The sequence below is a fragment of the Parachlamydia acanthamoebae genome (assembly GCF_000875975.1).
In the GTDB taxonomy this organism is placed as follows: Bacteria; Chlamydiota; Chlamydiia; order Chlamydiales; family Parachlamydiaceae; genus Parachlamydia; species Parachlamydia acanthamoebae.
The window spans coordinates 37,521-64,299 of record NZ_BAWW01000039.1 but is presented as its reverse complement, the minus strand read 5'-3'; the positions used below and the strand labels follow the sequence as shown (position 1 = coordinate 64,299).

Here is a 26,779-nt window from a genome sequence, read left to right as displayed (position 1 = left end):
AAATGGATGTAAAGGATTTAGATGGAGTAACAAAATGGGAAAATATCTCATTAAACCAGCGACGTTAACAGGAGAGATAGGAATACCACCATCCAAGTCACATACCTTGCGTGCCATTCTTTTTGCGACCTTAGCTAAAGGAAAAAGTGTCGTTCACCACTATCTGGCCTCTCCCGATACATACGCAATGATAGAAGCTTGTCGGCATTTAGGGGCAAAAATTGAGGTTTTTCCCACATGTATTGAAATAAGGGGAACGGGCGGAAAAATTGCATACGCAGAGAATGTGATTGATGCCGGTAATTCGGGCATTGTCTTACGTTTTTGCACAGCCATTGGAGCTTTGGGATCCCTCCCCATTGTGATAACGGGAGATCACTCCATTCGACATCAAAGGCCTATGCAACCTCTTTTGGAAGGCCTTTCGCAATTAGGTGTTTCACAGTCATCCATGCGAGGAGATGGTTTTGCTCCTGTGATTATCCAGGGACCCATTAAATCAGGCAAAACAGTTATAAATGGTGAAGATTCTCAACCGGTTTCTGCTTTGTTAATTGCCGCAGCCTTTGCTGAGGGTTCCATTGAAATAGTTGTCAAAAATCCCGGAGAAACACCTTGGATTAACCTTACGCTTAATTGGTTAGATCGACTTGGGATCCCTTACGAAAACCACAACTTTACCCATTATCGTTTGTTTGGCAACGCGTGCTATGAAGGCTTTGATTATACTGTTCCTGGAGATTTCAGTTCCGCGGCCTTTCCTATTGCTGCAGCCTTAGTGACAGACTCCGAGCTTGTTGTAAGAAATATCGACATGCATGATGTGCAGGGCGACAAAGAACTGCTCTCTGTTTTTCAAAGAATGGGAGCCAAGCTTCACTTTGATGAAACCCAAAACATCTTGCTCGTCAAGAGAGGGGGAAAACTTTCAGGGATTTCTGTCGACATTAACAATTTTATTGATTCCATCACGATATTAAGTGTCTTGGCTTGTTTTGCAGATGGTGAAACACACATCCGTAATGCAGCTATAGCAAGGCGGAAAGAATGTAACCGTATTACAAGCATTGCGACAGAATTGCGAAAAATGGGTGCTGATGTTTCTGAATTGGAAGATGGCTTAATTGTGAGAAAATCTATTTTAAATGGTGCACAATTGCATTCTTACCAAGATCACCGTATGGTGATGTCTCTTACCGTTGCAGCCTTGGGAGCTCGAGGTGAGACACTTTTGACTTCAACAGAGTGTGTTTCTAAAACATTTCCCACTTTTGTACGCGACTTTAATCGTTTAGGTGCCAATATTCAGGAGTGCACATGAACATTGTTTTATGCGGCTTGCCTATGAGCGGAAAAACAACGGTGGGGAAGAGATTGTCAATCCAATTAAATTGGACGTTCATTGATACAGATGAAATGATCGAATGTGCTTATGAAAAGGAATTTGGGGAAAAGCTGTCCTGTCGACAAATTTACCGAAAAGAAGGGGAATCTTTTTTTAGGGAATTAGAGAATGAACAGGTGTTAACATTAGAAAATACGCATCAAAGCGTGATCGCAACGGGTGGCGGAACCTTTCATGTGCAAAAGAATGTTCAAATTTTGCAAGACAATGGCATTCTATTTTATCTCATGCTATCACCAGAAGAGGCTTGGAAGAGAACCGCTGTAAAAGGGATTCCTGCTTTTTTGGAGAAATCGTATCCTGAGCAGGCATTTTATGCAATCGCCGAAAAACGACTTCCTCTGTATGCAGCTTCCTCTCATGTCACAATAGAAGCGCATTGCCTGACGGTAGAAGAAATTACAGCTGCCATTTTAAATCACGAGGAGATCAAGCATGGCCAGTAACACCTTTGGAAATATCTTTAGAATGACAACATGGGGAGAATCCCACGGCAAAGCAATTGGCGTGGTGGTTGATGGATGTCCTGCTGGCTTAGATATACATGAAAGTGACATTCAGACTGCTTTGGCTTTACGTGCTCCAGGTCGCAACCTCTATACATCTCCTCGTGTTGAAAATGATAAAGCTCAGATTCTTTCAGGCATATTTGAAGGCAAGACAACAGGTGCTCCCATTAGCATTCTCATTTCGAATCATGATGCCGATTCGAGCAAATATGAGTCCATTAAAGATTTGCTTAGACCCGGGCATGCAAATTATACTTATTTAGAAAAATATGGAATTTTTGATTATAGAGGCGGCGGCAGGGCTTCTGCACGAGAAACTGCTTGTCGCGTGGCTGCAGGAGCTATAGCCAAAAAACTTTTGCAAATACAAGGAATTCAAATAATTGCCTATATCAAGCAAATTGGCCTCATACAGGCAAATGTTGACGTGCGTCAAATTGAAGAGATGCGAAACCTCATGGAGCAAAGTCCCCTTTTTTGTCCGGACCTAAACAGTGTTCCTGCGATGATTGATTTAATCGAAAAAGCGATTAATGAAAAAGACTCTCTTGGTGGAGTGGTTGAATTTGCTGCTTTGTCAATTCCTGTTGGATTAGGAGATCCCATTTATCAAAAATTAGAGGCACATTTAGCCTATGCTATGATGAGTATACCGGCTTCCAAAGGTTTTGAAATAGGAGAAGGATTTCAATCTGTATCGATGCCTGGATCTGTGCACAACGATCGTTTTGAAAACATCTCGGGGGAAATTCAAACGGAAACAAACCATGCAGGCGGCATTTTAGGAGGAATTTCAAATGGAATGCCCATAGTCGGAAGGGTCGCCTTCAAACCGACATCAAGCATTATGCAGCCTCAAAAAACTGTCACAATGCAAGGAGAGATGGCTGCATTTCAGTTGCCTGAGGGGTCTCGCCATGATCCTTGTGTCGCCATTCGCGCTGTCCCTGTAGTAGAGGCCATGCTTGCTATTGTCCTTGCGGATGCCATGCTTTTAAATCGGTGTGTTAAATTATGAGCTCGCCATTAACTTGCTCTATTCCTGGTACAGTCATTCAATATAAAATTGAAATTCACAACCATATTTTAGGCCATTTACTTCATTTTTTGAACCCATTTGGTTATACATTTGCAATTATCGCAGATGATATGACAGGTGCTTTATATGGAGAAAATATTAAAAAAGCGCTTTTAAATCAGGGTTTAGAAGTCCATTTGTTTACATTTCCTCATGGAGAAGAAAATAAAACGCGGGTAACCAAAGAATATATAGAAAATCAACTCCTAGAAAAAAACTTAGGTCGTGATACTTGTATCTTAGCATTAGGTGGAGGTGTTGTGACAGATTTAGCTGGCTATATTGCGGCTACATACTGCCGAGGTGTTCCTCTGGTCATGTTGCCAACCACTCTATTAGGAATGGTAGATGCCAGCATTGGGGGGAAAACGGGTATTAATGTTCCTCAAGGGAAAAATTTACTTGGATGTATTTACCAACCTAAGCTTGTATTGATGGACTTATCGACATTGAGCACATTGCCCTCAAATGAGATAAGAAATGGGATTGTGGAGATGATTAAGCATGGAGCTATTGCAGACGCCTCTTATTTTAATTTTTTAGAAAACCATTCGGATCAAATATTAGCCTTAGAGCCCTCGTTATTGCGAAAAGCTATCTACGATAGTTGTTTAATCAAGAAAAGTATTGTGGAGCAAGATGAAAAAGAAAATGGGAAAAGGCATTTGCTCAATTTTGGGCACACCATTGGGCATGCTTTAGAGCATTTAACGCATTACGAAATATCCCATGGGGAGGCTGTTGCTATAGGAATACTTGTAGAAAGCTATTTGGCTGTCCTCAATGGGTATCTTAAGCAAGCGTCTTTTGACAAAATTTGGCAAATTTTGAAACAATATGCGCTTCCTTTGCAACTCCCAATCCCTTTTTCTGCTGAAACACTATATGATGCGATGATTTTAGATAAAAAATCGTTAAACGGGAAACCCCGTTTTGTGATGTTACAAGAAATCGGGAGCCCTTTTAAAGAGGCTTGCATTTCCGTGGAAGATGAAACCATAAGAAAAGCTGTAGAATGGATGAATCATGATTTGTGTCGTCATTAAAGGGCCGACGTACTTAGAAGCACGCCAGCAGATTGAAAGGGCTTTGCCATACGCCGATCTTGTTGAATTACGTTTAGACCTTTTTGTAAATGTGGATGAAACCTCTTTGCTGGAATTAAAATCGATTTTTTCTATTCCGATGATTTTTACTTTGAGAAGTCAGGCCCAGGGGGGAAACTTCAATCAATCGGAAGAAAGCCGCGTTGAGCACATTTATCGTCTCGCAGCATTAAAGCCGTTCTATTTAGATTTGGAAAGCCATATGCCTGAAGATGTGGTGAGAGATATTTCTTCTTTACATCCAGAAATCCAGTTAATCCTCTCTTATCACAATTTGCAAGAGACTCCCGAAAATTTCGATCATTTGTACGCAGACATGCAAAAAATCCCAGCTCATTTTTATAAAATTGCTGTGACGGCTAAAAGCTCTGTGGATACGATGCGCTTGCTGGTTTGGTCTAAAAATCAGAATGCAAAACTGATTCCGATTAGCATGGGACCTAATGGACAAATCAGTCGGATCTTAGGCCCTATTGTTAACCATCCTTTTACATTTGCATCTCTTGATGAAGATCCCAAAAATCCTCTAGGACAGTTATCCGCAAAGTTATTGATTGAGCAGTACCGCTACCGCACATTGACATCCCAAACCGCCATTTATGGATTGATCGGAGATCCAGTTAATTTAAGTATTAGCGATGAAACACACAACGCTGTGTTGGCAGCGTGTGGGATGGATGCTGTTTATGTAAAAATTCCTGTTAAAAGTACCGAGTTATCCCCATTCCTCGAATTAGCCAAAGCATTGCCCATTCGTGGACTTAGTGTCACAATGCCTCTAAAAAAATCCATCATGTCCTTTATCGATCACCTCGATGTGAAGGCAGAAAAAATCGGGGCTGTCAATACCCTGCAATTTAAAGAGGATCAAATCTATGGTTTTAATACGGATGGCATGGGTGCTATGGAAGCTTTGGAGACCAAATGTGGAATTCAAGGGAAACATGTCGTCATCATTGGAGCGGGAGGTGCTGCTCGAGCAATTGCCTATGAAGCAGTGCAGAAAAAGGCTTTGGTTACAGTTATTAATCGATCTCCAGAAAAAGCCTACGAAATCGCCCATGCATTTGGTTGCCAGGGAAAAGGATTACATGAGATGCCAGCTTGCGCACAAGTGGGATACGATATTTTAATTAACTGCACGTCTGTGCCCATGCCTATTGCTTTTGAAGATATTCTTCCACATGTTCTTGTCATGGACATTAAAACAAAGCCTAAAGTATCATTGTTCCTTGAAAATGCCTTAAAAAAAGGCTGTCAGGTAATTTTTGGTTATCAGATGTTCATAGCCCAGGCGCTAGGACAATTTAAATTATGGTTTAAACGAATGGATCGGAATAAATCCCAAAAAATTTTAGAGGAGAAGGTCATGACGAGTTTAAGCTCGATCAAAACCGAACGATTAATCTTGCGCCCTTGGCGAGAGAGTGATCTAGAGCCATTTGCTAAGCTCAACGCAGATCCGCGAGTCCTTGAGTATTTCCCAGCAACGCTCACACGGGAAGAAAGTGATGCATTAGCTCAAAGAATTATCTCAAAAATGGATGAACAAGGATGGGGATTATGGGCGGTTTCACTCCCTGGCGTTTCCGATTTTATTGGATTTATTGGACTATCAAAAGTTCTTTTTGAGGCCAGTTTTACTCCTGCTGTTGAAATTGGATGGAGGCTCGCCTATGATTTTTGGGGAAAAGGCTATGCTCCAGAGGGGGCGTTGGCTGCTTTGCAATATGGATTCGAAACACTACATCTTGATAAGATTGTTTCATTCACAACTGTTCAAAATGAACGCTCAAGAAAGGTGATGGAAAAAATTGGAATGAAACATCATCCAGAGGATGACTTTGATCACCCTCGATTGTCCTTGGAACATCCCTTATCTCGGCATGTCCTCTACAGTGTGCGTGCGCAAGATTTTTTTAGCTTGAACCCCAAAAAAGCATAATTTCTAAAAGATAAAGCCCAATGACAAGGCATGTGCCGAGGATCGTATAGAGTCGACGATTTCGGCCTTCAGGCGATAGCCACCAGCCGAGTAGTCCAATTGCAAGAGGCATTAAAGGAAAGGCAATCAGTGATACGCTAATCATGTTGCCGATGAATGTGGCTAATGAAAGGTTTAGGCCTGCGGTGAATGGGGATAAGAATTTAATCTCCAACATCACAATAGGAAAGAGCACAAGCAACACAATCATGGTCTGTTTCCACACAGCTGGGATTTCACTGACTTTTGCGATGGAAGCAAACCAGCCGGCAAAAGGGGAGATGACGCGATGGATTTCAAGCGATGAGATAAAGGGGGCCGATTCATTTAACAGCGTCTTTCTTTCAGAAGAATTCAACCACTGGTCTAAGTTTTCCATCGTGTCAAATTGCAATAAAGTGATCCAATGCTTTCCTCGATTTTCCTCAGGAGATTGAATATAAACGCCTCGAAAGCCAGCAAACTTCGCTTCGGCTTGATGAATCTTTGCTGTCCATTTTCGGTAATCCTCAACCCGATCAGAGCTTACTTCCGTGATAATGATCTCTGTTACCCCTTCAAAGCTAGCCGCATCCACCTGAATCTCTTCAATTTTGCCATCTGGAGCTAGACTGCTGAGTTCTTTTAATAGTTCCTGATAAGGATTTGAATGCTTCCATTTGGATGCGCTCGCTTGATCAGAAAATCTTTGCACAATTTGCCAATGCTTTTCCTTTTTAGTAGGGGCTAAAAATTCAAGGCTAATAAATCCTGAGAAATTGACAATTTGGGAATTGAAATGTGCTTGCCAATCCGTAAATGCCGATTCCGAAAGAGAGGGAATTTCTGTTAGAATGCTGAGAATGATGGGATTCTCGCTATATTGAGGCATACGATCTCTCCAAGACCATTGCTATTTCTTGAGCCGCTTGCTCCCCGGCATAGATGGCACCTTCTAAACACCCACTCCAGTCTTTTGCCAATTCAGAAGAAGCCCATAAAATGCGATTGACTCTTGGTAAAGCGGAATCTTCCAAAATTTCATGAGGAGCATTTGGAGATAAGTAACTAGCTTGTCCACAGGAGATAAAGGGATCATTTGTCCAATCATGTTCCTTATATTGAAGGGGAGTTAAAGCCTCTTTTCCAAAAACATGAGCCCATGTCTGCAAAACGGCATTTTTTCTTTCTTCTTGATCTTTGGACATCCATTTTGATGCTGCGGAAGCGGTTAGCATTCCTGATAAAACGCCTAAAGAAGAGTTTAAAGGGCTATTGTCATTCGTTAACATCGGAATATCAGTTAAGGAGATTCCGTTACCAGACCAACCTTGTTGACGCCAAAATGGTTTTTCATAGACAGCTTGTATTTTCAGCGTTTGTCCCACTACTTGAAACGCATCAAATATCTGAGCGTATCGCGGAGGGAGAGGCGGATCAAACGCAAGTGTTTTAACGCGATTAGGTGGAATGCAAACCACAACTGCTTGAGCATGAAATTGCTGATCAGCCGTTTGGACCTGTACCCCTTCTTGATTTTGTATAATTGTTTTGACAGCTTGCCGATAATGAATGCGCTCTCCGAGAGATTCGGAAAGACAATGTGCAAGAGCTTGTGATCCTCCTTCGATTCGACTGGCCTGAGCGCCTCCCAATGTCCATGTTGGTAGCCCATAATTTCTTTTAAATAACCAAAGCATTTGAAGTAATGACACCTCTTCAGGTTCGACTGAAAAGCCTTGGTTGATCATGAAACGAAACAACTGCTTGGCATCTGGAGATTGCAAGCTTTGATTGAGCCATTCTTGGAAGGTAATTGAATTCCAATGTTGAGCAGAGGATGACCTGACATGTCTTGTCATTTTTTCAAGCAGATTTAATGCAGCATTAAATTCATCAGGGATATGAAAGGAATCAAGTGGTAAAAAATTGTGGCGATCATTTTTTAAAAAATGTTGCCCTTCGTTGTCTGTCTCGTACGTTTGAATCCTAAATTCATTTAAAAGAGCATGAATTTTTTTTTGCCTTTTACAAATGTATTGTCCGCCCATTTCTACAGGATGAGAATCAGTTAGGCTATAATCTAATGCACGTCCACCGGGTCTGTGTGATGCTTCTAGTAAAAGAACATTCCAATGTTTTTGAGCGAGTGCATAAGCACAGGCTAAGCCGGCATAACCGGCTCCAATGACGATGACATCCATTTTAATAAAACGCCTTGTTAGGCATTTCAGCAAACTCTTTCCAAACTTCAACAGCTTGTGGACGCATGATTTCGGTAAAGGAGATTTTTCTTTCGGAGGGTTCTTTGCGGATTTCTTCTAAAATATCCACATCTGCAAAGTTTCCATATTTTAAGGCGTCGTGGGTTGTTGCTGCGTAATAAATGTGATCAATGTGTGCCCAATAGGCTGCAGACAAACACATCGGACAACACTCCGCACTTGTATAAAGATCACATCCTTCTAAATGAGGCTTTCCTAACTTTTTACAAGCTTCTCGAATGGCATGCATTTCCGCGTGCCATGTGGGATCGTTGTGCTTAAGCACCTGGTTATAACCCTCGGCAATGATTTTGCCATCTTTGACAATTACGGCACCAAAAACCCCTCCCGTTTTTTCTTCGATTGAAGCCTTTCTGCTTAGTGCGATCGCACGTTTCATAAATTCTTCATGGTTTTTTTTATTCATTTAATCTCCAGAAATAAAGATTCTGCTAAAGAAGCTATTCCTCTTTTCGTAATGTTAGTAGGAGTTGAATAGCTATGGTTAATATTGAATCGTTGTGTACAAAATTTTGAGGAAAGTTGTCAACTTATATGTTTGTCTGAAAACACTTTTAATCAAACTCTCGCTTTTTTATGCTAGGGGGAAGGAAATAACAAGGTTTTGATTTGATGCATACAATTCAGTCCACAATTTCACAAATTGTGACTTCAATTAAACCATTTGACCAACAAGAAAAAGAGCATATTGCATTTACTCAAAACTGGATTGCTTCTGGATCTCAGCTTTTTCGTTTATTCAAACCCGCAAATCCAGCCATCCATTTAGTTTCTTATTTTGTGGTATTCGACCAGAACAGTCAGAAAATTTTGATGGTCGATCATAAAAAATCAGAATTGTGGCTACCACCCGGTGGACATGTTGAACGCAATGAACATCCTAAAGAAACAGTGAAACGAGAAATCATTGAGGAATTAGGAATCGAAGCCCATTTTTTTTTCGATGACCCCTTTTTTTTAACGGTGACGGATACGGTTGGTTGTGTCCAATTGCATACAGATGTTTCTCTTTGGTATGTTGTCAAAGGAAACAGCAATGAGTCACTTCAATACGATAAAGATGAGTTTCATCAAATCTGTTGGTATGATTGGGATCAGATTCCTTACGAACGTTCAGATGTGCATATGCGAAGATTCATAGATAAGTTGATGCACCATCTAGCAAATAAAATCTGACTCCTCTCTATAAAAAAACTTTTCATTTTTTTCGTGCAACTTTGAGGCAAATTGGGGTATAGCTAATCCTTTAAACAAAACAAATGATATAGCCATGCGACGCCATTTTTTATTCCTTGTTCTGCTTTCTTTTTGCCTTTTTTCCTGCGATTCTAAGGTCGAAAAGGCTCCTGTCAATCCGGTTGATGTGACAGATTATGTTGTGGAAACTAAAACATTGCCAGTTGTGTATGACTATATTGGCTTCGCACAAAGCTCACACCCCGTAGAAATCAGAGCGCGTGTAGAAGGCTATTTGGATAAAATTGCTTATCAAGAAGGTCAGCTCGTACATGAAGGAGATCTTCTTTTTCAACTTGATCCTAAGCAATATCAAGCGCGTGTAGAGCAATCAAAAGGGGATGTGGCGAAGCAAGAGGCTCTATTAGAAAATGCCAAGTTAACTGTGCAACGCTTAGAACCTTTATATAAGCAAGAAGCTGCGAGCAAAAAAGACTTAGATAATGCCATTGCCAATAAACTTTCGGTCGAAGCTGCCTTACAAACGGCTAAAGCATCACTTTTAGATAATGAGATTAACTTAGGTTACACCACCATCACGTCTCCCATTACTGGTTATGCGGATCGATCCAACTATCGAGAAGGTGCTTTAGTGACTCCTGGTGTCAATAATCTTTTGACAACAGTGTCTGTCTTAGATCCTATTTGGGTGTATTTTAGTGTGTCTGATTACGATATCCTACGCATTAGACAAATGCAGAGTAAGCAGACCATTACTGTTCCTCAGTTCGAAATGATGACTCTTCCTAAAAATAATGATTACCAAGTAGAAGGCATTCTCAGTGATGGATCTGTGTATCCACAAGTTGGGAGACTTGATTTTGGTTCCCCAACTTACGATCAAAGTACTGGAACCCTTCTTGTCAGAGCTGTATTCCCTAATCCGTTGGGAGAAATTCGTCCAGGCGAATTTATGCGCATTAAACTACATGGCATTGAACGTCCAAATGCGATTTTTGTCCCAAGGCGAGCCTTGTTGCAGAAAAAAGAAGGGATGTTTGTTTATCTGATTGATAAGCACGGGAATGCAGCTGCTCAAGACGTATCTGTAGGAGATTGGTATGGAGATTACCAAATCATTACTAATGGTTTAGAGGTAGGGGATAAAGTAATCGTGGATGGAACAAATAAAGTATTTCCCGGAGTGCCTGTGCATGTGAAAGGGGCTTGGACTCCTTCTAAATCTTCTTCAACGACTCCCTCTGCTAAGGAATAATGCACGCATGTTAGCCAGTTTTTTTATTGATCGTCCGATTCTTTCAACTGTTTTCTCTATTTTTATTTTGCTTGCTGGTTTGGCTTCACTTTTTTTTCTGCCAATTGAACAATTCCCGAATCTTTTACCCCCTCAAATTAATGTGCAAACATCTTATGCGGGAGCTAGTGCTCAAACGGTTGCAAATTCTGTGGCTGCACCGCTAGAGCAACAGATCAATAATGTGGAAAACATGATCTATATGTATTCCAATAGCTCCTACACGGGAGACTATAGCTTAAACGTTTTTTTCAATATTGGATCTGATATTGAAGAAGCTTTGATTAACGTCCAAAACCAAGCGAGCATTGCTCAGCCTCTTTTACCCCCGGAAGTTCAAAAGAGTGGTGTTACCATATTAAAACAAACGCCAGCTATTTTGCTTGCGATTGGAATTCAATCCCCAGATGATCGGTATGATGAAATCTTTCTAAGTAACTATGCCACTGTCAATATTGTCGAAGAGCTTCAGCGAACTCCTGGCGTGAGTAGTGTTTCGATTATTAACGATCGCACCTACGCCATGAGAATATGGCTAGACCCTGCTTTATTAGTTAAATATGAGCTATCGACACAAGATGTAGCCAATGCAATTATTGATCAAAACTCAGAATATGCTGTGGGACGTTTGGGCGAACCTCCTACTGCGGGGCCCACAGAGTTAACCATTTCCATTACAAGTACGGGGCGTTTAAGTACACCCGAGGAATTTAATCAGATCATTTTGAAAGCGAATCCAAATGGTTCTGTGGTTTATCTAAAAGATGTGGGTTATGCGCAATTGGGAGCTCAGAATTATAATGTGGTGAGTAAGCTTAACGGTGTCCCTACTATTTCAATTGGTGTTTATCAACAGTTTGGGGCAAATGCTTTACAAGTGGCTGAAAATATCAAAAATAAAATGGAGGAGATTGCCAGTCATTTTCCACAGGGGATTACGTATTCCATCCCTTATGATACCACAAAATTTGTGAATGCCTCTATTCACGAAGTCATAAAAACGATTATTGAGGCAGGTTTTCTTGTTGCTTTGGTTGTTTTCGTTTTTCTTCAGAATGTTCGATTAACCATTATTCCTTTACAAGCCATGGTTATTTCGATCGTCGGAGCGTTTGCAGGAATGCTTGTCATGGGACTTTCCATTAATACATTGACCCTATTCGGCATAGTTTTAGCTATCGGAATTGTGGTGGATGATGCAATTGTTGTGATTGAAAACGTAGAACGGAACATGCGACTGCTCAAGACCTCTGCGAACGAAGCGGCTCATCAGGCAATGCGAGAAGTCACAGCCCCGATTATTGCGATTGTGTTGGTTTTATGTGCCGTGTTTCTTCCTGTGGCGTTTTTGGGAGGGATTACCGGGCAGTTATATAAGCAGTTTGCTTTGACAATTTCTGTCTCTGTCATTATCTCAGGGTGTGTTGCATTGACTTTGAGCCCTGCACTTTCCGCTATTTTAATTAAGCCTCAAAAGACCCCTTCAAAATTTACTCAGCTTTTTGATCGTTTTTTTGATCGCTTTACCAATTTCTACATTAAGGGTGCAGAGTGGCTTGTTGATCATCCTTGGACAGGGATTTTTAGTTTTTTAATTTTTTGTGGGTTAACAGGTGTTCTTTTTTACATTATTCCCACCAGTTTTATTCCTGAAGAAGATCAGGGGTATCTGATTACAATGATTAATATGCCCGAAGGTGCCAGCCTAAATCGTACCGAGGAAGTTTCCGCAGAGGCGGCAAAAATTGCCTTACAAAATCCCGCCGTTGAAGAGGTTTTTGAATTAACCGGTTTTAGCTTTATTGACAGCTTAAATCGTACAAATCAGGGATCCAGTTTTACAGTTTTAAAAGATTGGGCATTAAGAACAGATCCTAAAGAACATGCCGAAGCTGTTTTGATGGATCTCTCTAAAAAGTATAGCCATATCGCACAAGGGCAAGCTTTATTGTTTAATCCCCCTGCCATTCAAGGACTCGGAACTATTGGCGGTTTCGAATTTTGGATTGAGAATCGAGGAAAAGGGGATTATGCACATCTGCAAGAGATTACTGAGAAATTTATTGAAAAAGCGAAGCAACGACCCGAATTGGTTAACCTGATATCCACAATTAATGCGAATGCCATGCAGCTTTATGTGGATGTTAATCGGGACAAAGCACGGTCTCTCGGTGTACCGATCAGTGAAATTTACAGTTCTTTACAAAGCTTTTTTGGGTCATTTTATGTAAACAATTTTAACATGTTTGGAAGAGTCTATCGTGTTACGATTATGGCACAGCCCCGGTTACGTGAAAATCCTTTGGATATTGAACAGATTTATGTCAAATCCACTCAAGGGCAAATGATTCCATTAAAGTCGCTTGTGACGATAAAGAATACTTCTGGTCCTAATTTGGTTAGTCGATTCAATTCTTTTCCTTCTGCCAAAATTAATGGAAGCTCGGCTCCAGGATATAGCTCTGGGCAGGCCATGCGGATAATGGAAGAAGTTGCCAAAGAAGTCTTGCCCTCTGATATGGCATTTGCATGGGGAGGGGAATCCTACCAAGAAAAGGTCGCTGGTGGAACTTCAACTAAAATGCTGATGGCTAGTCTTTTAATGGTTTTTTTAATACTAGCCGGTCTTTATGAAAGATGGAATATTCCTCTTGTAATTGTCTTAGCGATCCCTTTTGGAATTTTTGGAGCGTTCCTGTCTGTGTGGTTGGCTGGAATGACAAACGACATCTATTTTCAAATCGGTTTAATTACGATTATTGCTCTTGCTGCTAAAAATGCGATTTTGATCGTGGAATTTGCGATGATCAAGCATGAGGAAGGCATGTCCATCAGAGAGGCCGCTATCGAAGCTGGAAGATTGCGCTTTAGAGCGATTTTGATGACTTCTCTTACATTTATCTTCGGGGTAGTTCCTCTTGTGTTTAGCTCTGGAGCAGGGGCAAATAGCCGTCATTCTGTTGGTATGGGAGTGATGGGGGGCATGATTGCTGCGACATTCTTAGCCGTATTTTTTGTACCCCTCTTTTTTAATCTGATCGCAAGTTATTCTGAAGCAAAGAAAAATGATTCTGGAGTCCAAAAATGAAGCGCTGGGCCCTTGTTCTTTTTCTATTATTATCGTTGATAGGATGTATTCGACCCTATTATGATCGTCAATATGTTGATCTTCCTGACGAATGGAGATTGCAAAATAATGACGATAGCACGTTATGCAATGTTGGTTGGTGGAAGCAGTTTGATGATCCTGTATTAGATGAATTGATTACTGTTGCACTCAAGAATAATCAAGACCTACAAGTCGCCATCAATCGCGTATACGAATACTATTCGTTATATCGAGTGGAAAGTGCTCCGCTTTTCCCTTTTCTTACAGGAAATGTAAGTTACAATCGTTTTAAAAGCTCTATTGCCTTGCCATCAGCTCTAGAACCAAGCCAAAATATCAATACGTTTAACTCGAATACGCCTATCTCTCCTGGGGTAAGCCGAATCAATAATGACTTTTTAGCTTCATTAAATTTAAATTGGGAACTTGATTTTTGGGGCCGTATCCGAAGTGCTTCCGATGCGGCTTACGCTGATATGTTAGGTCAGATTGAAGCCAGACGTACGGTCATTATTACAGTCGTGACCTCAGTTATCAACGCGTATATCACTTTGCGTGAGCTCGATGCGCAGCTAGAAATTTCAAAAAAAACATTGCAGTCTCGAACACGATCTTTAGAACTAGCTGTAAATCGTTTTAATGTAGGAGAAACTTCACGACTTGAGGTCAGACAGGCCGAATCTGAGGTTAAAACTGCGGCCATCAGTGTGCTTGAATTTGAGCGCAGCATTCCTCAGCAAGAGAACTTAATTAGTATTTTATTAGGGGAAAACCCTCACTCCATTTTGCGAGGAAAAGCCTTAGATGCCTTTAAATATCCGGTCAAGATTCCACTTGGTTTACCGTCCGATCTATTGACAAGGCGACCCGATATTGTCCAGGCTGAATATAACTTAATTGCAGCAAATGCACATGTTACGCAAGCGCGAGCTCTATTTTTCCCTCAGTTTACTCTAATGGGAATCTATGGAAGTGAAAGTGATCGTATTAGCCTTTTCCTGACATCACCAGCAGAATTTTGGCAATATGGAATCTCTGCTGTGCAAACCATTTTTGACGCAGGGCAAATCTACTACCGTGTAGAAACAGAAAAGGCGCGCCGTGATGAGCTTTTATTTACTTATCGACAAACCATTTTAACCGCCTTTCGAGAAGCAAATGATGCTTTGATCGCGTGTCAAAAAAATCAACAATTAGTCATTGAGCATACAAGTCAGGTAAAAGTTTTAAGTGATTACCTCCAACTTGCAAAATTGCGTTATGTAGAAGGCGAGGTCGACTATTTAACCGTCTTGGATGCGGAAAGATCTCTTTTTAGATCACAGCTAGATTTAGTGCAATCTCAAGCTGAAAATTTCAGCGCGGTTGTTCAACTCTATAAAGCTTTAGGTGGTGGGTGGGTAACGGATGCTGATAACACGGCGATTAACCCTGTCGTGAGTTGTGATTAAGAAAGATGGAAATGCACGCACTTCCATCTTTCCGGATTCTATAATAGCTTGTTGTAAAGCCATCCCAAAAGGAAAAGACCTACAAAGCCATCTATGAATCCATAAATGAGTCCAATGATGGACCCAAGCAATGAAACGGAATAACCTGGGTAAACATCACTCACCAAGCTAAGCCAGTGGGTGCCATATCCAAAATAATGGGCAAGAAGGGTGCAAACAAACATGGATAATCCCCAGAGAATTCCCCCTGCGAGACCGAGTTTTGTTGGATTTAACATTTTGTCCTCCTTTGTTTGTGATGGTCACACAAGAGTGCAAATTGCTAATTTCATTATAGCATAATGGGCAAATAACTGAATGTTTTTCGCTAGTGAGCCTTAACTTCTAACTTTTGTCCTGGAAGTAGACCAAACATGCGAGGTTTTTTCTCTTTATCTATGAAAAGTAAAAATTGAGTGAAAAGCTGTTGGTTGATCAGTTCTCTAATGGATGCGTTTTCAGGAATTACAATCTCTTGTTCTTTTGGCATGTTATCGATAGAGGAAAGAAGGATATTTTGATCCCCATCATTGAAGAAAACTTTTCTATTGACTGGGATTGTGCGTTTGGGCACTTCGTCTTCATTATTTTTTAGGTTATAGTAAATGAAAGGACCATGAATTGACCATTTAGGACTTAACTGTGCAATAGGCAGATCTAGCCACGAATTCACACGTAAACCAACGGTCCTATAAGCCCAAGACTTCATGAAATTAGTGTAAATGCTTCGGTTTGCATCTATCTTTTTAATCTTTGATGATCCGTCAATTCTCTCATAATCTTCAAATTGCGTGAGTTTTCCTTCACAAAATGCTCCATTTACTTCTTGGTAGGCTTCTAAATCATTTTTTTTTGCCATCTGATGGCAATAAAGCATCGCAAAGCGGACGCACTCATGCCCTCCTCTTTGGATCTTTGTATTAATGTATTCTCCATGAAAATTCACTCTTTTTCCTTGTGCATCCGTAATCCCTAATTGATTAAGTTTGGTTGTAAATTTTTTCACGTTGAATATCGGGTGTGACATGGAATCTATGATTTTAAATCTCCCATCAGAGCAAAATCCAGCCGCAACAGTGTGGATGTGATTTGAAAAGCGCACAACGACCATATCTTTTCCTGTCGCGAAAGCTGCTGTTAGAGTTTGTTTTAGAAGAATGAAATCTTCTTTTTTAGAAACATCAAAGTATTGACTACTTTTTTTTGGTAAAAAAAAGACTTTTGAATTTGTTTCATGCAGGGGAGTGAGATCTGCAAGAGATGCCAGATCAGGGCTTACGCAAGATTTCGCTCCGCTCTTAAACTCCTCTTCCAAAATAACGAGAGAATTACTTGGTTCGCCATTTTCAGTAAATTCGTGGGCATTTTTCTTATATTTTGACCATTGTTTGTCTAAGTATTCTTGAGGCGCACCTGGAAGCTTTGGCTCTTTTTTCTCTGCAGTAGTTGTTAAAATCTGAAATGTATGATTTTTGCGATAGATGGCTTTACCAACCAATGCAACGAGGGCTAGAGGAAAGAACGTAAATGAAACGAGTTTGGCAATGGTTAAAAAAATTTGTTTTTTGGAAAGCGAGGAAGGCCTAATTTCTTGTATTGTGTTTTGCTCGAGCACTGTAAATCGGCGAGCGCCTAGCTTTCCAGATATCCCATCTAAGTAAAGATAATTTTCTAAAAAACGGCCTGTTTTATTGGAATGATCGCTAACACAGGAAAAAAAGCTTGGCGACGACATATCATGCTCCTTTAAAAAAACCATCTTGTTATAAATAAATTATACTAAATGATCGTTTATTTTCAAAGGATAGTATTATCCTAAACCTTTTAAGATTAATTGTTCTTTAATTTTATCGTTTATTTCAAAAAGAATACTATCGATTCCAACTTTTTCTGCAGAAAATACATTCACTTCAAGATCATCAATAAACAAGCAATTCTGTGGGTTTAATTGATATTTATCCAAAAGATATCGGTAGATTTGAAAATCAGGCTTCATTTTGTGAATTTGATAAGAAAAAACAGCCCCATTAAACGTCTGCAAAAATGGATATTTATGGGTCAGCCACTCATGAAATTCTCCTGATAGATTGGAAAGAATGTAGGTTCGGCAGCCTTTTTTTTGAGCTTTTTCTAAGACCTCTAATCCAAAATCGATAATAGTCAAATCTTCTTTGACTTTTTCAAAAAAAAGACTTAGATGATGAGATGGAAATTTTTCAGAAAAGTATTCGATCATCTCTTTGGACGAAATATATCCTAAATCGAATAGGTTCCAGAAAGGTGTTTGTGTGATTGTGTAAATGGCAAGATCAAATGAAGGGTCTGATTGAATAAGATCTTGAGCAGATTGATAGGGATTCCAATTAAATAAAACCCTTCCTAGATCAAAAATGACTATTTCGTATTCCTGTTTTTGCATCGGTGAACATCCTTGGAGGTGCATCATAGACTTTAAAAAAACAATACTCAAGATTAGAGTTGACTAAGAGCTGAGTGGTCGAGTAATTTATAGTAAAGTTTAAATTTTAATCAGAGGGGAACATGACCAAAACAATCGCTACTTATGCCGCTCTATCCGCCACAACACCACTAGAAGCCTTTAGTATTGAACGACGTGAACCAGGCCCACATGATGTGCAGATTGAAATTTTGTATTGTGGGGTGTGCCATACAGATTTGCACATGTCCCGAAATGAGTGGAAGAATTCCGTGTATCCGATGGTTCCAGGACATGAGATTGTAGGAAAAGTAACAAAAGTGGGGAATGCAGTCAACTCTTTCAAAGTCGGTGAATTAGCAGCGGTAGGATGCTTGGTGGATTCTTGTCGAAGTTGCGCAAGTTGTCGTGAGAATCTAGAGCAATACTGTGAAAATGGGGGGATATTAACATATAACAGCCAGGATAAGCATAATGGAAAAATGACGTATGGAGGTTACTCCACACAAATCGTAGTGGATGAGAAATTTGTCCTCCATGTCTCAGAAAAACTAAAAGATCATTTAGCTGCTGTAGCTCCTTTATTGTGTGCGGGAATCACCACTTATTCTCCTTTGCGTCACTGGAAAGTGGGGAAGGGGGATAAGGTTGGAATTGTGGGGCTCGGAGGATTGGGGCATATGGGCGTTAAATTTGCGCATGCCCTTGGAGCTCACGTGGTCGTTTTTACTACTTCTCCAGGTAAAACAGAAGACGCAAAACGGCTGGGAGCTGATGAAGTTGTTGTGTCAAAAAATCCAGATGAAATGAAAAAACACGTAAATAGTTTTGACTTCATTCTAAATACGGTTGCTGCACCCCATAATTTGAATGCTTTTTTGGAATTGCTTAAGCGAGATGGGACCCTATGCTTGGTTGGCCTCCCATCTGCCCCTCACCCTTCTCCGTCTGTAGAAGCTCTTATTTTAAAGCGTCGAAGCATTGCAGGATCTGTCATTGGCGGAATCAAAGAAACTCAAGAGATGCTGGACTTTTGCGCCCAGCATAACATTGTGTCAGATATTGAAATGATTCCGATCCAAAAAATCAACGAAGCTTATGAGCGGATGTTGAAAAGCGACGTGAAATACCGCTTTGTTATCGACATCGCTTCGTTAAAGTAAGCCTTAGAGTGATACAAAACTGAGTTTGATATACGTCTTCTCCGATGTGGAGTTTGTCACATTTTGTGGCATCTCCCATTTTCTAAAATTTTTCACAACTTTCTCAAATTGATTCTCTCCATATGGAGTCAACTCTAAAGAATCAAGAGTGAGTTGTGTGTGAAGTTCATTTTGCGATGGTTTAGATACCATCCATTTTAGATAAAGCGTCGCGATTTTTTGTGTTGTGTCATGCCCGTGGAGTCCATTTTTTTGTTTTGGATAAATCCCCTTATTTTTCACTAATGTATTCGAGAAGCCTTTCGCATCACAGTTTATCCAATATTCAGCACTTTTATGGCTCTCATCTATGGGTGTAAAGTCACGAATGACCATTTTTTGCTTGCTATTTTCATCGTTAAAGCGTGGGAAAATGCTCTCTAGGAGTATTTTAATGGATTGCAATTGGTTAATCGTCATGAATTGCAAAATTTCATAAGCGGGAACAAAGTATTTTATGAACTCAGTGAACATTAATTTTTTATACGTGGCGTGATCCTGGTAAAATTCATCCAAATTTTCTTTTGTTTTTAATATGAAATTTTCGAATTCTTTCCAATTGATCGCGATATCAGGAAATTGCTTAGAGAATAAATTTTCTAATTTCCTTAAATCACCATTTAAGGTGATTTTTTGACGTATTGCTAAGCAAGAGACAATTTCTTGAAATTGCAAGCTTTCTTGGTCTTGATTTGTCATCTTTGCAAGAAGATTAGATTGAAAATCTAAGGTATTTTGAAAAGAGCTGTTGCTGTAAATAATGAGTTTTATGAAATAATTCGTCACAATTCTTTCAAGCTCTTGTGGATTAGTTTCTCGCAAATGCTGAGACTTTTTCTTTATTTCTTTCATGCATTTTTTTAAATAATCCCACTGTATAATAGTAGATGGAAATTCATTGCTAAAAAGTTCTTTTAATTTGCCAAAATGTATGATGCTATACGCACATAAATATTTTTTAATGTTTTGTTGAAATTGAATGCCGGTTTCTGTTTGCTCGGTCATTTTTTTTAAAAAAAGATCGAGGTCGTTTGTGAGGGAAATCGACTGGATGCCAAAATTTTTAAAGCCAGACAAGTAAATATTTTTTAAAAGGTGCATAAAAGCCTCTTTCTGTTCTAATTTTTCTCCCGCAGTAAAAACAATCCGGCCATTTACATATACAGTGGAGGGCAATGATGACATCCCTTTAGCTTCAGGAGCGATGCTGCGGGCGATATTCATGGGGGGAATAATCATATGGGTATGTGGCTGAATTTGTTTAAATGAAGAAGGAATAGAATTGATGTTATTTTTATTCATTATTTTTAAAAATGAATGCGATTTAGATGTTGGCTGAGGTTTTTGGGCAGTAGACGTTTCATTGGGGAAATTAAGCGGATGATTTACATTATGAACAGTCATCATATACTCCAAGTTACTATATTTCATCATTTTACAAAAATTAGCAGAATATTAAACAAGCTGTTTGTTAATCTCTTGTTTAATTTCCGAATCTTTTAATAAGAAGTTTTGTTTTTTTCAAAAAAAATTGATGTAACTGTTGTGATGTGTTAAGGATTAACACATCAAAAGAGCAAAAAGATTTAACCGCCGCATTCCACTGCAATAAAGCGTACTTGGTCTGGCGTTGTCGGCACACCACCCGTTGTGAAGTTAATTGTAACAGAACTTCCTGAGCGTTCGATCGAGGGTATAATGGCAGCACCAGCTGTTCCTAAATAAAAGGGTTCTGCTACAACGGTAACATTAGAAGTAAAAGGGGGAAGAAAATTTAAAATCACAGAATTTGCTGAGGTTTCCCACGTGTAACCTTGTCCTGTTCCTGCAGAGGGAAAGTCAATAATTCCAAATGTAAGGTTGGTAAAGCAGTAAATCGAAACATTGGTATCTCCTTCAGCTCCTTGTAGTCCTGATGGTCCTGTTGCACCCGTAGGGCCAGTTGCTCCTGTCATCCCAGGAGAACCTGGCAATCCAGCTGCGCCCGTCGGTCCCATAGGACCTGTAGGGCCTTTTGGACCATTAGGGCCTGAAAGTCCTTGTGCAGATTCTGGGTCAGCAATACTTGTCGCTGCATGTTGGGTAGCGCATAAATTGTTAAAGCAAATTGTTAAAAATAATGTTGTTACGAGAATCTGTTTGCGCATGTTGATATCCTCAAGATTTTTAGTCAACGGGTGGACAGCCAATTAGTGCAATCCCTATATAGTCTGCTGCATCACTTAAATTAATCTCAAAAGTATTAGGTGCTGTCTGGGTCACTGTGTGACTAATTTGATCAGTCAAAGTCGTTAAGCCTGGCATCACAACCAAAGCAAATTGGTCTGAGCTTGCCATGTCAATTGTGAGCTGTGTAGGAGTCGCCGTATAAGTAAAAAAAACTGTTGATCCAGAAGAGGCTCCGAGGGGAGGCAGCGTAATGGATATAGGAATCATGGTCGTTTGACCTGAACAAGGTAAAACATTCAGCTTTTGATTTCCCGGAAGGCCTACCGGGCCTGTCGCACCTGTGGGGCCTACCGGTCCTGTGGCTCCTGCAGGGCCATCTTCTCCGGTTGGACCTGTTGGTCCCATTGGTCCTGGATCTCCTGGAGCTCCTGGAGATCCTTTGCGTCCCGGAATACAACTGCTCGCTTCAAGTTGGCTCAGAGAGCAAAGAAAAACTGTTAGCATAAGGGATATGCGTAACGGTAAATCATATAAATTTTTCATTAGAAGAGCCTTTTAGTAATTTTCGTCCAATAGCAGGATCTTTTTAACGGAATAATTTCATTTCGATAAACACGCTCATATAACAATTCGTGACATGAGGCACAATTTCTCCAATTCCAAGGAAATTAGATGGTTAGACTTGCCTGCACAGCAAGAGTGCAAAATACGATCATATGTTCCGGAAATTTCTAGAGTGAAATACCTATAAAAAGTATCTCGCAATTTGAAAATACCTCCAAGTGCGTTATTTTTGAATCGAGATCACGTATAATAGGTTCTTATGCCCATGAAAGGGGAAATGTTATCAAAAAAAATAAATTTTTTACCTAATTCCGCTTCTACAAATAAGAATGCATATTCGTGAAAGTGTCTTTTTACAAAAAAAACATCGGTATAAACAAATGTTTTATTCCGTTTTGTTGTGTGTCCCAAAGCGACGGCTCCATTGAGTCTAAGTTCCCATAATTCATGAAATAATTCTAATCCTAGTCCGACTTGATTGTAATGGTCATAGCTAGATTTAGGATGATCATAAAAAAGATTTGCATCCCAAATAGTTTGAGGAGCATAAATCTTTCTAAATCCTACGCCTGCATTGACTGCATAATGATGTCGAGTCAACCAATGCCCTTTGAGATCTGAAAATGTCGTTATGTCTTCGAGAGGCAGTGGGAAACACATTAAATCCAAAGAAGCATAATTTGAATGATATCCCAATCCATCATTTCCGCCTTTATAAGAAAGATAAGTTTTAAAATATTCATTAGTGTGAGTTGCTTGATGGATAGAGAAAAAAAAGATAAGAGTAATGAGTAAATATTTTTTCATAGTGTTTTATAAGGAGGAGCAGTTTGTGATAAAAAAATTTATGTAGTCTGCGCCTGGAGGTTCCACTTCGTAAATAATGATGGAAGAATCTTCAGCTCCCGTACGTGTGACTCTTACGGATGTTGCTCCCCCTCGCAATCCTTCTGCCGTGGCACTATTCCCAAATACGGCAGGTGCATAAAAAATCGTGAGTGAGGTTGGTGTGGCGGTATAAAGATATCCAGGGCCAAGTGCTGTAACGCTTCCAGAGAGAGGCATTGCAATGCGTCCATAGATGAATGCTCCCGGAAAGCAAATATTCAAAAGGTTGGTTCCTGCCGCACCTGTAGGGCCTTGAACACCTGTCGGACCCGTCGGACCTATCGGACTTATTCCATTGAGGCCCGCAGGACCAGTGGGGCCTGTGGGACCGGTAGGGCCTATGGGACCTGGAATTCCAGGAGGGCCAGAAGGGGTAGGACAACATCGGATGGCGAATAAATGGACTGGCATTAGAAACAACAAAATGAGCAAAAGGGAGGCGCGCTTTTTCATTTATCGTGGAATCCTCACATATACATTTCGAATTTTAAAACTTTTTGAAATAACCCTTAAATGAGGTTCTTAAAATTTTGATATAAAAATTTAGGTATTAATGGTAAAGGTATTTTTTTGTGGATCAAGTTTTTTGAGAGAATGACAATGTAAAATTAGGATTGCATATTTACTTGCGCCAATTCTTAAAAAAACTTTATTCTCTTATCTTTGCTTTTTGATTTTGAAAAATGAGGAATTAAAGAAGGTTTTTAAATGTTTTAAGAAAAAAAACCTTCTCACAGAATTATGAAAACATGATCGATTACGAACCAAATGATTTAAACAAATGAAATGACTATGAGTAGAGTTCTCTTTATAAAAAGCCTCGAGGAAATGGATTCTTTTTCTAAGTGGGGTGAAGTCCAATTTGAGGATAAAGATCGAATTATCGATGAAAATGCTCTTCCCGTTGGAGAAGACTATCAAGGTAGGCGCTATAAGTTAGTTGCAAAAAAAGTGCGGCTTTTTTCAAAGCGTGAAATGGCGTTTAGAAAGGTTTTTGCGGGTTTATCCCTTCTTTTTTCTTTTGGATCTATCTATTTGTCTCGACGTTTTCGAAAGTATATAAAAAGAAACAAGACAGGTATACGTTTTGCTCTTTTAATCGATGTAGGAAGGAATAATTTTGGTCATGCATCTCCTTCTGTAAATAAAAAAAAATCGGTCATAAAACATGTAAAAACTGAGGCCGATATAAAGCAGGAAGAAGAACTTCCTCCTATTTTAAGCTTACAAATCAATGCGGAAAAGCATGCATTAAATAAGCCTTTAGCGAGAAAATATTTTCTGTCTGAGGAATTTTTAAATACTCCACTTGTAGATTTTCTGAAGGTGATGGATTGTTCTTCAACAAATGTTGCAATAAAGGCTATGTCGACGCGATTGGAAAATTTCGACCAAGCAATGCAACTTAAAAAAAGATTAGAGAGTATTCGCCATTGTGAGCTAATTTTGGGGGATTTTATTCCCGCATGGAAAGAATCATTTTTAAAATTCGGACTTATTTCAGATAAAGAATTTCCGCTGTTAACGTTAACAATAATAGGACATGTTGACCCGGAATTTGTTGAAAGAGTTTTAAGAAAAAGGCTGATTGATCTAGCTGAGAAGCACAAAGAGAAATTAGACTCTACCATAGTCTCTCCAAAACACATTCAAGGGATCTCTTTGATTCATTTATATCAATTAGGGGCAAAACGGATTAACGAATGGATGACCCATCTTCCTCCTCTTGCTTTTTGTTTATTTTCAGATTCAGTTATCCAAGATCTTCAGATAAAGCATATGTCAACAGAGCAAATTGAGATGTTCTTCATTTCTGAATCACGTGTGCACATGCTGACTTCAATACAAATTAATAACTGTGTCAATAATATTCCTCCGAGATTATTTTCTCGCTTAAAAGATGAACAAATTTTGGCCTTACATTTTGTTCATATTAAAAACGAAGAAATTTTTGCGGCAATTTTTAATCAATCTGAACGTTCAGATGCGCTTTTACGAGCTTTAAGTTCATGTCAAATAAACGAGATCAGAAAATTCCTTTCAGTAGAAGATTGGAGAAAATTTACCGAAGATCAAATTTTAGGTCTTGACTATTCTCTGATGAAACAAACGGATTTTGATGCCATTTTTAATGGACCTAAGATTCCTAAGTTGTTTCGAAAATTGAGCGATCTTCAGATTAACTATGTGAAAAAATATTTTACGGACCGTCATTGGGATTATTTGGCCAAAGATCAGATTATCCAGTTAGATTTTTCTGAAATTGATCAGGATGTTTTAAAGAGGTTTTTTAGCAAAACATTGGGCTATGATTTAATTAAATCCTTATCCACGCATCAAATCTACCATGCTTATCCCCATTTTTACACCGGACATTGGAAACAGTTAACTCCAAAACAGATCATTTATTTTGACTTTTCAAAACACGAAATTGATCAAAAGGCATTTGAGTCAATATTTAGTCGAGAAAGCGAGGAAAAATGGAATTTATTGGAAAAATTATCTATACAATCGATAAACGCACTTATTCCGTATTTTACAGAAGGGGATTGGGGAAAGCTAAGTTTGGGTGTGTTAAGTCAATTAGACTATACGAAGATTGACTCGGCTATATTTTATGAAATTTTTTCAGCTCAGAATTCAAATTTCGAAAAAAAGATTCAAGTATTACCCATAGAAAAGCTCTATCAACTCATTCCATTCTTTTTGGAAGGACACTGGACCGCTTTAAGTGATCAGCAAGTTCTTGCTTTTGACTATTCGAAGCTTACAAAAGAAAGTTTCGATAAAATGTGGCCTGAAAGTAGTCTCAGAACACGTAGGCTATTACCCCAATTACCAAGCGAAGCCTTTCATTTAGCGAAACCATTTTTAGATGGAGAGCATATTAAAATGCTTACGGATAAACAAAAGCGTTGGTTAGAGATAAATAAAAATAAAGAGAATGTTTTTGAACCAATAGCGAAATAAAATTTATGCCGTTCACTTTACAAATAAATGAAGAGGTTTCTGAAAAAGAAGCTTCTACGCTTTTGCAAGGAATCAATAAGGGAGCTTACGCTGCAAAGCACATGGCTCCCATCCGTTCTTTTGGGATCTTTATTAAAGATGAAAAAGAAAATATCAAGGGTGGGCTTCATGGGGTAACTTACTATGGTTGTTTGTATGTCGACATGCTATGGATAGACAAACCCCTTCGAAATCAGGGATGGGGCACCCGTTTAATGACAGAATCAGAAAAGGTGGCCAAGGAAAGAAATTGTACCTTTTTAACCGTTACAACGATGGATTGGGAAGCTTTCCCTTTTTATCAAAAGCTAGGATATCACGTCGAATTCATTAGAGAAGGCTATGAAAAGCAATCTAAAATGTATTTTCTAAGGAAAAATTTGTAATATTACACAAAACATTATTTATATCAGGACAGATCTTATGTTAGCTCAAGAACATTGGAATATGATCGTTGCTAAAGAATGTGAAGAATCTTTTTTTCTAGATAAGTTGCACCCCTTTTTGACTTTGCAGTCTCAAATTGTGGACTATGGGTGCAATCAGGGCCATTTATTGTATGAATTTAAAGCTAACGGATACTGAAATCTCATCGGATTTGATTCCTCTTCAATCGCTATCGAAAGAGGGAAACTCATTTATCCAGAGCTGGATCTACGTGTTCTGGAAAAGGGAATGCACATCCCTTGCTTAGATGCTTCTCTTGACGCGGTTGTGCTCTCTTCAGCTCTTCATCATATATCGAATGCGCTGGAACGCGAACTGCTAATGGCAGATATTTGGAGAGTTTTGAAAAACAAAGGAATTCTTTATGTTTCCGATTTTTTAATTTGTGAGCATTCATTTTCTCAGGGAAATTATGTGAATGGGTTCAAAGAATTTAATGATTGGGGATTGCATGTTGCCGAGAATCAATTTGTTGTTAGACATTACTCGGTGCAAGCGATTATGGATTTATTGAAAAACTTTGAAATTCAGTGGTTCGAGCAATTTGATTTCCGAGAGCTTCCAACACGTCGCTTTCATTGTATCGCGCGCAAGAGATTTCATTAATGTTAAAGCGAAACAAAGGTG

Annotated in this window: 25 protein-coding genes; 14 read left to right on the top strand and 11 right to left on the bottom strand. The window is 39.4% G+C overall.

The genetic code is table 11. From position 1 onward, the window contains the following. Positions 1-34 precede the first annotated feature (34 nt). Genes aroA through aroE form a run of 5 tightly spaced genes read left to right on the top strand, consistent with a single transcriptional unit; the run spans position 35 to position 6,043 of the window. Positions 35-1,321, top strand: coding sequence for a 3-phosphoshikimate 1-carboxyvinyltransferase (aroA, locus tag AOM43_RS08390; protein WP_013925358.1), 1,287 nt, complete (start codon positions 35-37; stop codon positions 1,319-1,321). Further along, positions 1,318-1,851 (top strand): shikimate kinase, encoded by a 534-nt coding sequence (locus AOM43_RS08385; RefSeq protein ID WP_059359850.1) that lies wholly within the window; start codon positions 1,318-1,320, stop codon positions 1,849-1,851. The genes aroA and AOM43_RS08385 overlap by 4 nt, the downstream gene beginning before the upstream one ends. After that, positions 1,841-2,932, top strand: a complete 1,092-nt coding sequence (aroC, locus tag AOM43_RS08380; protein ID WP_059359848.1) for a chorismate synthase — start codon at positions 1,841-1,843, stop codon at positions 2,930-2,932. Before AOM43_RS08385 ends, aroC begins: the two co-directional genes overlap by 11 nt. Continuing rightward, on the top strand, positions 2,929-4,038 hold the full coding sequence (gene aroB / locus AOM43_RS08375) for a 3-dehydroquinate synthase (RefSeq protein WP_059359846.1): 1,110 nt from the start codon (positions 2,929-2,931) through the stop codon (positions 4,036-4,038). Before aroC ends, aroB begins: the two co-directional genes overlap by 4 nt. Beyond that, complete coding sequence (aroE, locus tag AOM43_RS08370; RefSeq protein ID WP_059359844.1) at positions 4,019-6,043, top strand: shikimate dehydrogenase; 2,025 nt, start codon at positions 4,019-4,021, stop codon at positions 6,041-6,043. Before aroB ends, aroE begins: the two co-directional genes overlap by 20 nt. Here the strand turns inward: aroE and AOM43_RS08365 are convergent. Genes AOM43_RS08365 through AOM43_RS08355 form a run of 3 tightly spaced genes read right to left on the bottom strand, consistent with a single transcriptional unit; the run spans position 6,018 to position 8,752 of the window. Then, positions 6,018-6,953, bottom strand: a complete 936-nt coding sequence (locus tag AOM43_RS08365; RefSeq protein WP_013925354.1) for an antibiotic biosynthesis monooxygenase — start codon at positions 6,951-6,953, stop codon at positions 6,018-6,020. The two genes, aroE and AOM43_RS08365, sit on opposite strands and share 26 nt — an antisense overlap. Continuing rightward, entirely contained in the window at positions 6,940-8,265 is a 1,326-nt protein-coding gene (locus tag AOM43_RS08360) for a flavin monoamine oxidase family protein (protein ID WP_059359842.1), read from the bottom strand. Before AOM43_RS08360 ends, AOM43_RS08365 begins: the two co-directional genes overlap by 14 nt. 1 nt (position 8,266) lies before the next feature. Then, positions 8,267-8,752 (bottom strand): nucleoside deaminase, encoded by a 486-nt coding sequence (locus tag AOM43_RS08355; RefSeq protein ID WP_006342030.1) that lies wholly within the window; start codon positions 8,750-8,752, stop codon positions 8,267-8,269. Positions 8,753-8,958: 206 nt separating this feature from the next. On the opposite strand from AOM43_RS08355, the gene AOM43_RS08350 reads away from it, so the two are divergent. From AOM43_RS08350 to AOM43_RS08335, 4 genes are all read left to right on the top strand, one after another. After that, complete coding sequence (locus AOM43_RS08350) at positions 8,959-9,522, top strand: NUDIX hydrolase (RefSeq protein WP_013925353.1); 564 nt, start codon at positions 8,959-8,961, stop codon at positions 9,520-9,522. Between the two features lie 94 nt (positions 9,523-9,616). Beyond that, positions 9,617-10,798: an efflux RND transporter periplasmic adaptor subunit gene (locus AOM43_RS08345; RefSeq protein WP_013925352.1), complete on the top strand. Its 1,182-nt coding sequence runs from the start codon at positions 9,617-9,619 to the stop codon at positions 10,796-10,798. Positions 10,799-10,805: 7 nt separating this feature from the next. Then, complete coding sequence (locus AOM43_RS08340) at positions 10,806-13,925, top strand: efflux RND transporter permease subunit (RefSeq protein ID WP_013925351.1); 3,120 nt, start codon at positions 10,806-10,808, stop codon at positions 13,923-13,925. Beyond that, the gene (locus AOM43_RS08335) at positions 13,922-15,397 is read left to right on the top strand and encodes an efflux transporter outer membrane subunit (protein ID WP_006342025.1); all 1,476 of its coding nucleotides are present in this window, start codon (positions 13,922-13,924) and stop codon (positions 15,395-15,397) included. The genes AOM43_RS08340 and AOM43_RS08335 overlap by 4 nt, the downstream gene beginning before the upstream one ends. Before the next feature lie 38 nt (positions 15,398-15,435). Here AOM43_RS08335 and AOM43_RS08330 read toward each other — a convergent pair whose 3' ends face one another. From AOM43_RS08330 to AOM43_RS08320, 3 genes are all read right to left on the bottom strand, one after another. Continuing rightward, positions 15,436-15,675: a bacteriophage holin gene (locus AOM43_RS08330; protein WP_006342024.1), complete on the bottom strand. Its 240-nt coding sequence runs from the start codon at positions 15,673-15,675 to the stop codon at positions 15,436-15,438. Between the two features lie 89 nt (positions 15,676-15,764). Next, on the bottom strand, positions 15,765-17,171 hold the full coding sequence (locus AOM43_RS08325) for a hypothetical protein (protein ID WP_226987459.1): 1,407 nt from the start codon (positions 17,169-17,171) through the stop codon (positions 15,765-15,767). A gap of 75 nt (positions 17,172-17,246) precedes the next feature. Then, positions 17,247-17,855, bottom strand: a complete 609-nt coding sequence (locus tag AOM43_RS08320) for an HAD family hydrolase (protein ID WP_013925349.1) — start codon at positions 17,853-17,855, stop codon at positions 17,247-17,249. A 122-nt stretch (positions 17,856-17,977) separates the two neighbouring features. Here AOM43_RS08320 and AOM43_RS08315 point away from each other — a divergent pair, with 122 nt between their 5' ends. After that, positions 17,978-19,036 (top strand): NAD(P)-dependent alcohol dehydrogenase, encoded by a 1,059-nt coding sequence (locus AOM43_RS08315; RefSeq protein WP_006342020.1) that lies wholly within the window; start codon positions 17,978-17,980, stop codon positions 19,034-19,036. 3 nt (positions 19,037-19,039) lie between these two features. On the opposite strand, the gene AOM43_RS08310 is transcribed toward AOM43_RS08315, so the two are convergent. The 5 genes from AOM43_RS08310 to AOM43_RS08290 form a co-directional block, all read right to left on the bottom strand. Then, positions 19,040-20,482: a hypothetical protein gene (locus AOM43_RS08310; protein WP_039377553.1), complete on the bottom strand. Its 1,443-nt coding sequence runs from the start codon at positions 20,480-20,482 to the stop codon at positions 19,040-19,042. A 179-nt stretch (positions 20,483-20,661) separates the two neighbouring features. Next, on the bottom strand, positions 20,662-21,222 hold the full coding sequence (locus tag AOM43_RS08305) for a collagen-like protein (protein ID WP_039377550.1): 561 nt from the start codon (positions 21,220-21,222) through the stop codon (positions 20,662-20,664). Positions 21,223-21,241: 19 nt separating this feature from the next. Next, a complete protein-coding gene (locus AOM43_RS13950) occupies positions 21,242-21,787 on the bottom strand; it encodes a collagen-like triple helix repeat-containing protein (RefSeq protein WP_039377547.1) in 546 nt (181 codons plus the stop codon). A 261-nt stretch (positions 21,788-22,048) separates the two neighbouring features. Continuing rightward, the gene (locus AOM43_RS08295; protein WP_039377545.1) at positions 22,049-22,615 is read right to left on the bottom strand and encodes an inverse autotransporter beta domain-containing protein; all 567 of its coding nucleotides are present in this window, start codon (positions 22,613-22,615) and stop codon (positions 22,049-22,051) included. A gap of 6 nt (positions 22,616-22,621) precedes the next feature. Continuing rightward, positions 22,622-23,149, bottom strand: a complete 528-nt coding sequence (locus AOM43_RS08290) for a hypothetical protein (protein WP_039377542.1) — start codon at positions 23,147-23,149, stop codon at positions 22,622-22,624. Positions 23,150-23,488: 339 nt separating this feature from the next. Between AOM43_RS08290 and AOM43_RS08285 the strand changes: the two genes are divergently transcribed. From AOM43_RS08285 to AOM43_RS08275, 4 genes are read left to right on the top strand one after another with little or no spacing between them, the layout of a single operon-like run. Then, positions 23,489-25,666: a hypothetical protein gene (locus AOM43_RS08285; RefSeq protein ID WP_059359838.1), complete on the top strand. Its 2,178-nt coding sequence runs from the start codon at positions 23,489-23,491 to the stop codon at positions 25,664-25,666. A 5-nt stretch (positions 25,667-25,671) separates the two neighbouring features. Then, positions 25,672-26,091, top strand: a complete 420-nt coding sequence (locus AOM43_RS08280; protein WP_006342013.1) for a GNAT family N-acetyltransferase — start codon at positions 25,672-25,674, stop codon at positions 26,089-26,091. A 37-nt stretch (positions 26,092-26,128) separates the two neighbouring features. After that, entirely contained in the window at positions 26,129-26,290 is a 162-nt protein-coding gene (locus tag AOM43_RS13765; protein WP_226987458.1) for a hypothetical protein, read from the top strand. A 6-nt stretch (positions 26,291-26,296) separates the two neighbouring features. Continuing rightward, a complete protein-coding gene (locus AOM43_RS08275; protein WP_226987462.1) occupies positions 26,297-26,758 on the top strand; it encodes a class I SAM-dependent methyltransferase in 462 nt (153 codons plus the stop codon). The last annotated feature ends 21 nt before the right edge of the window (positions 26,759-26,779 follow it).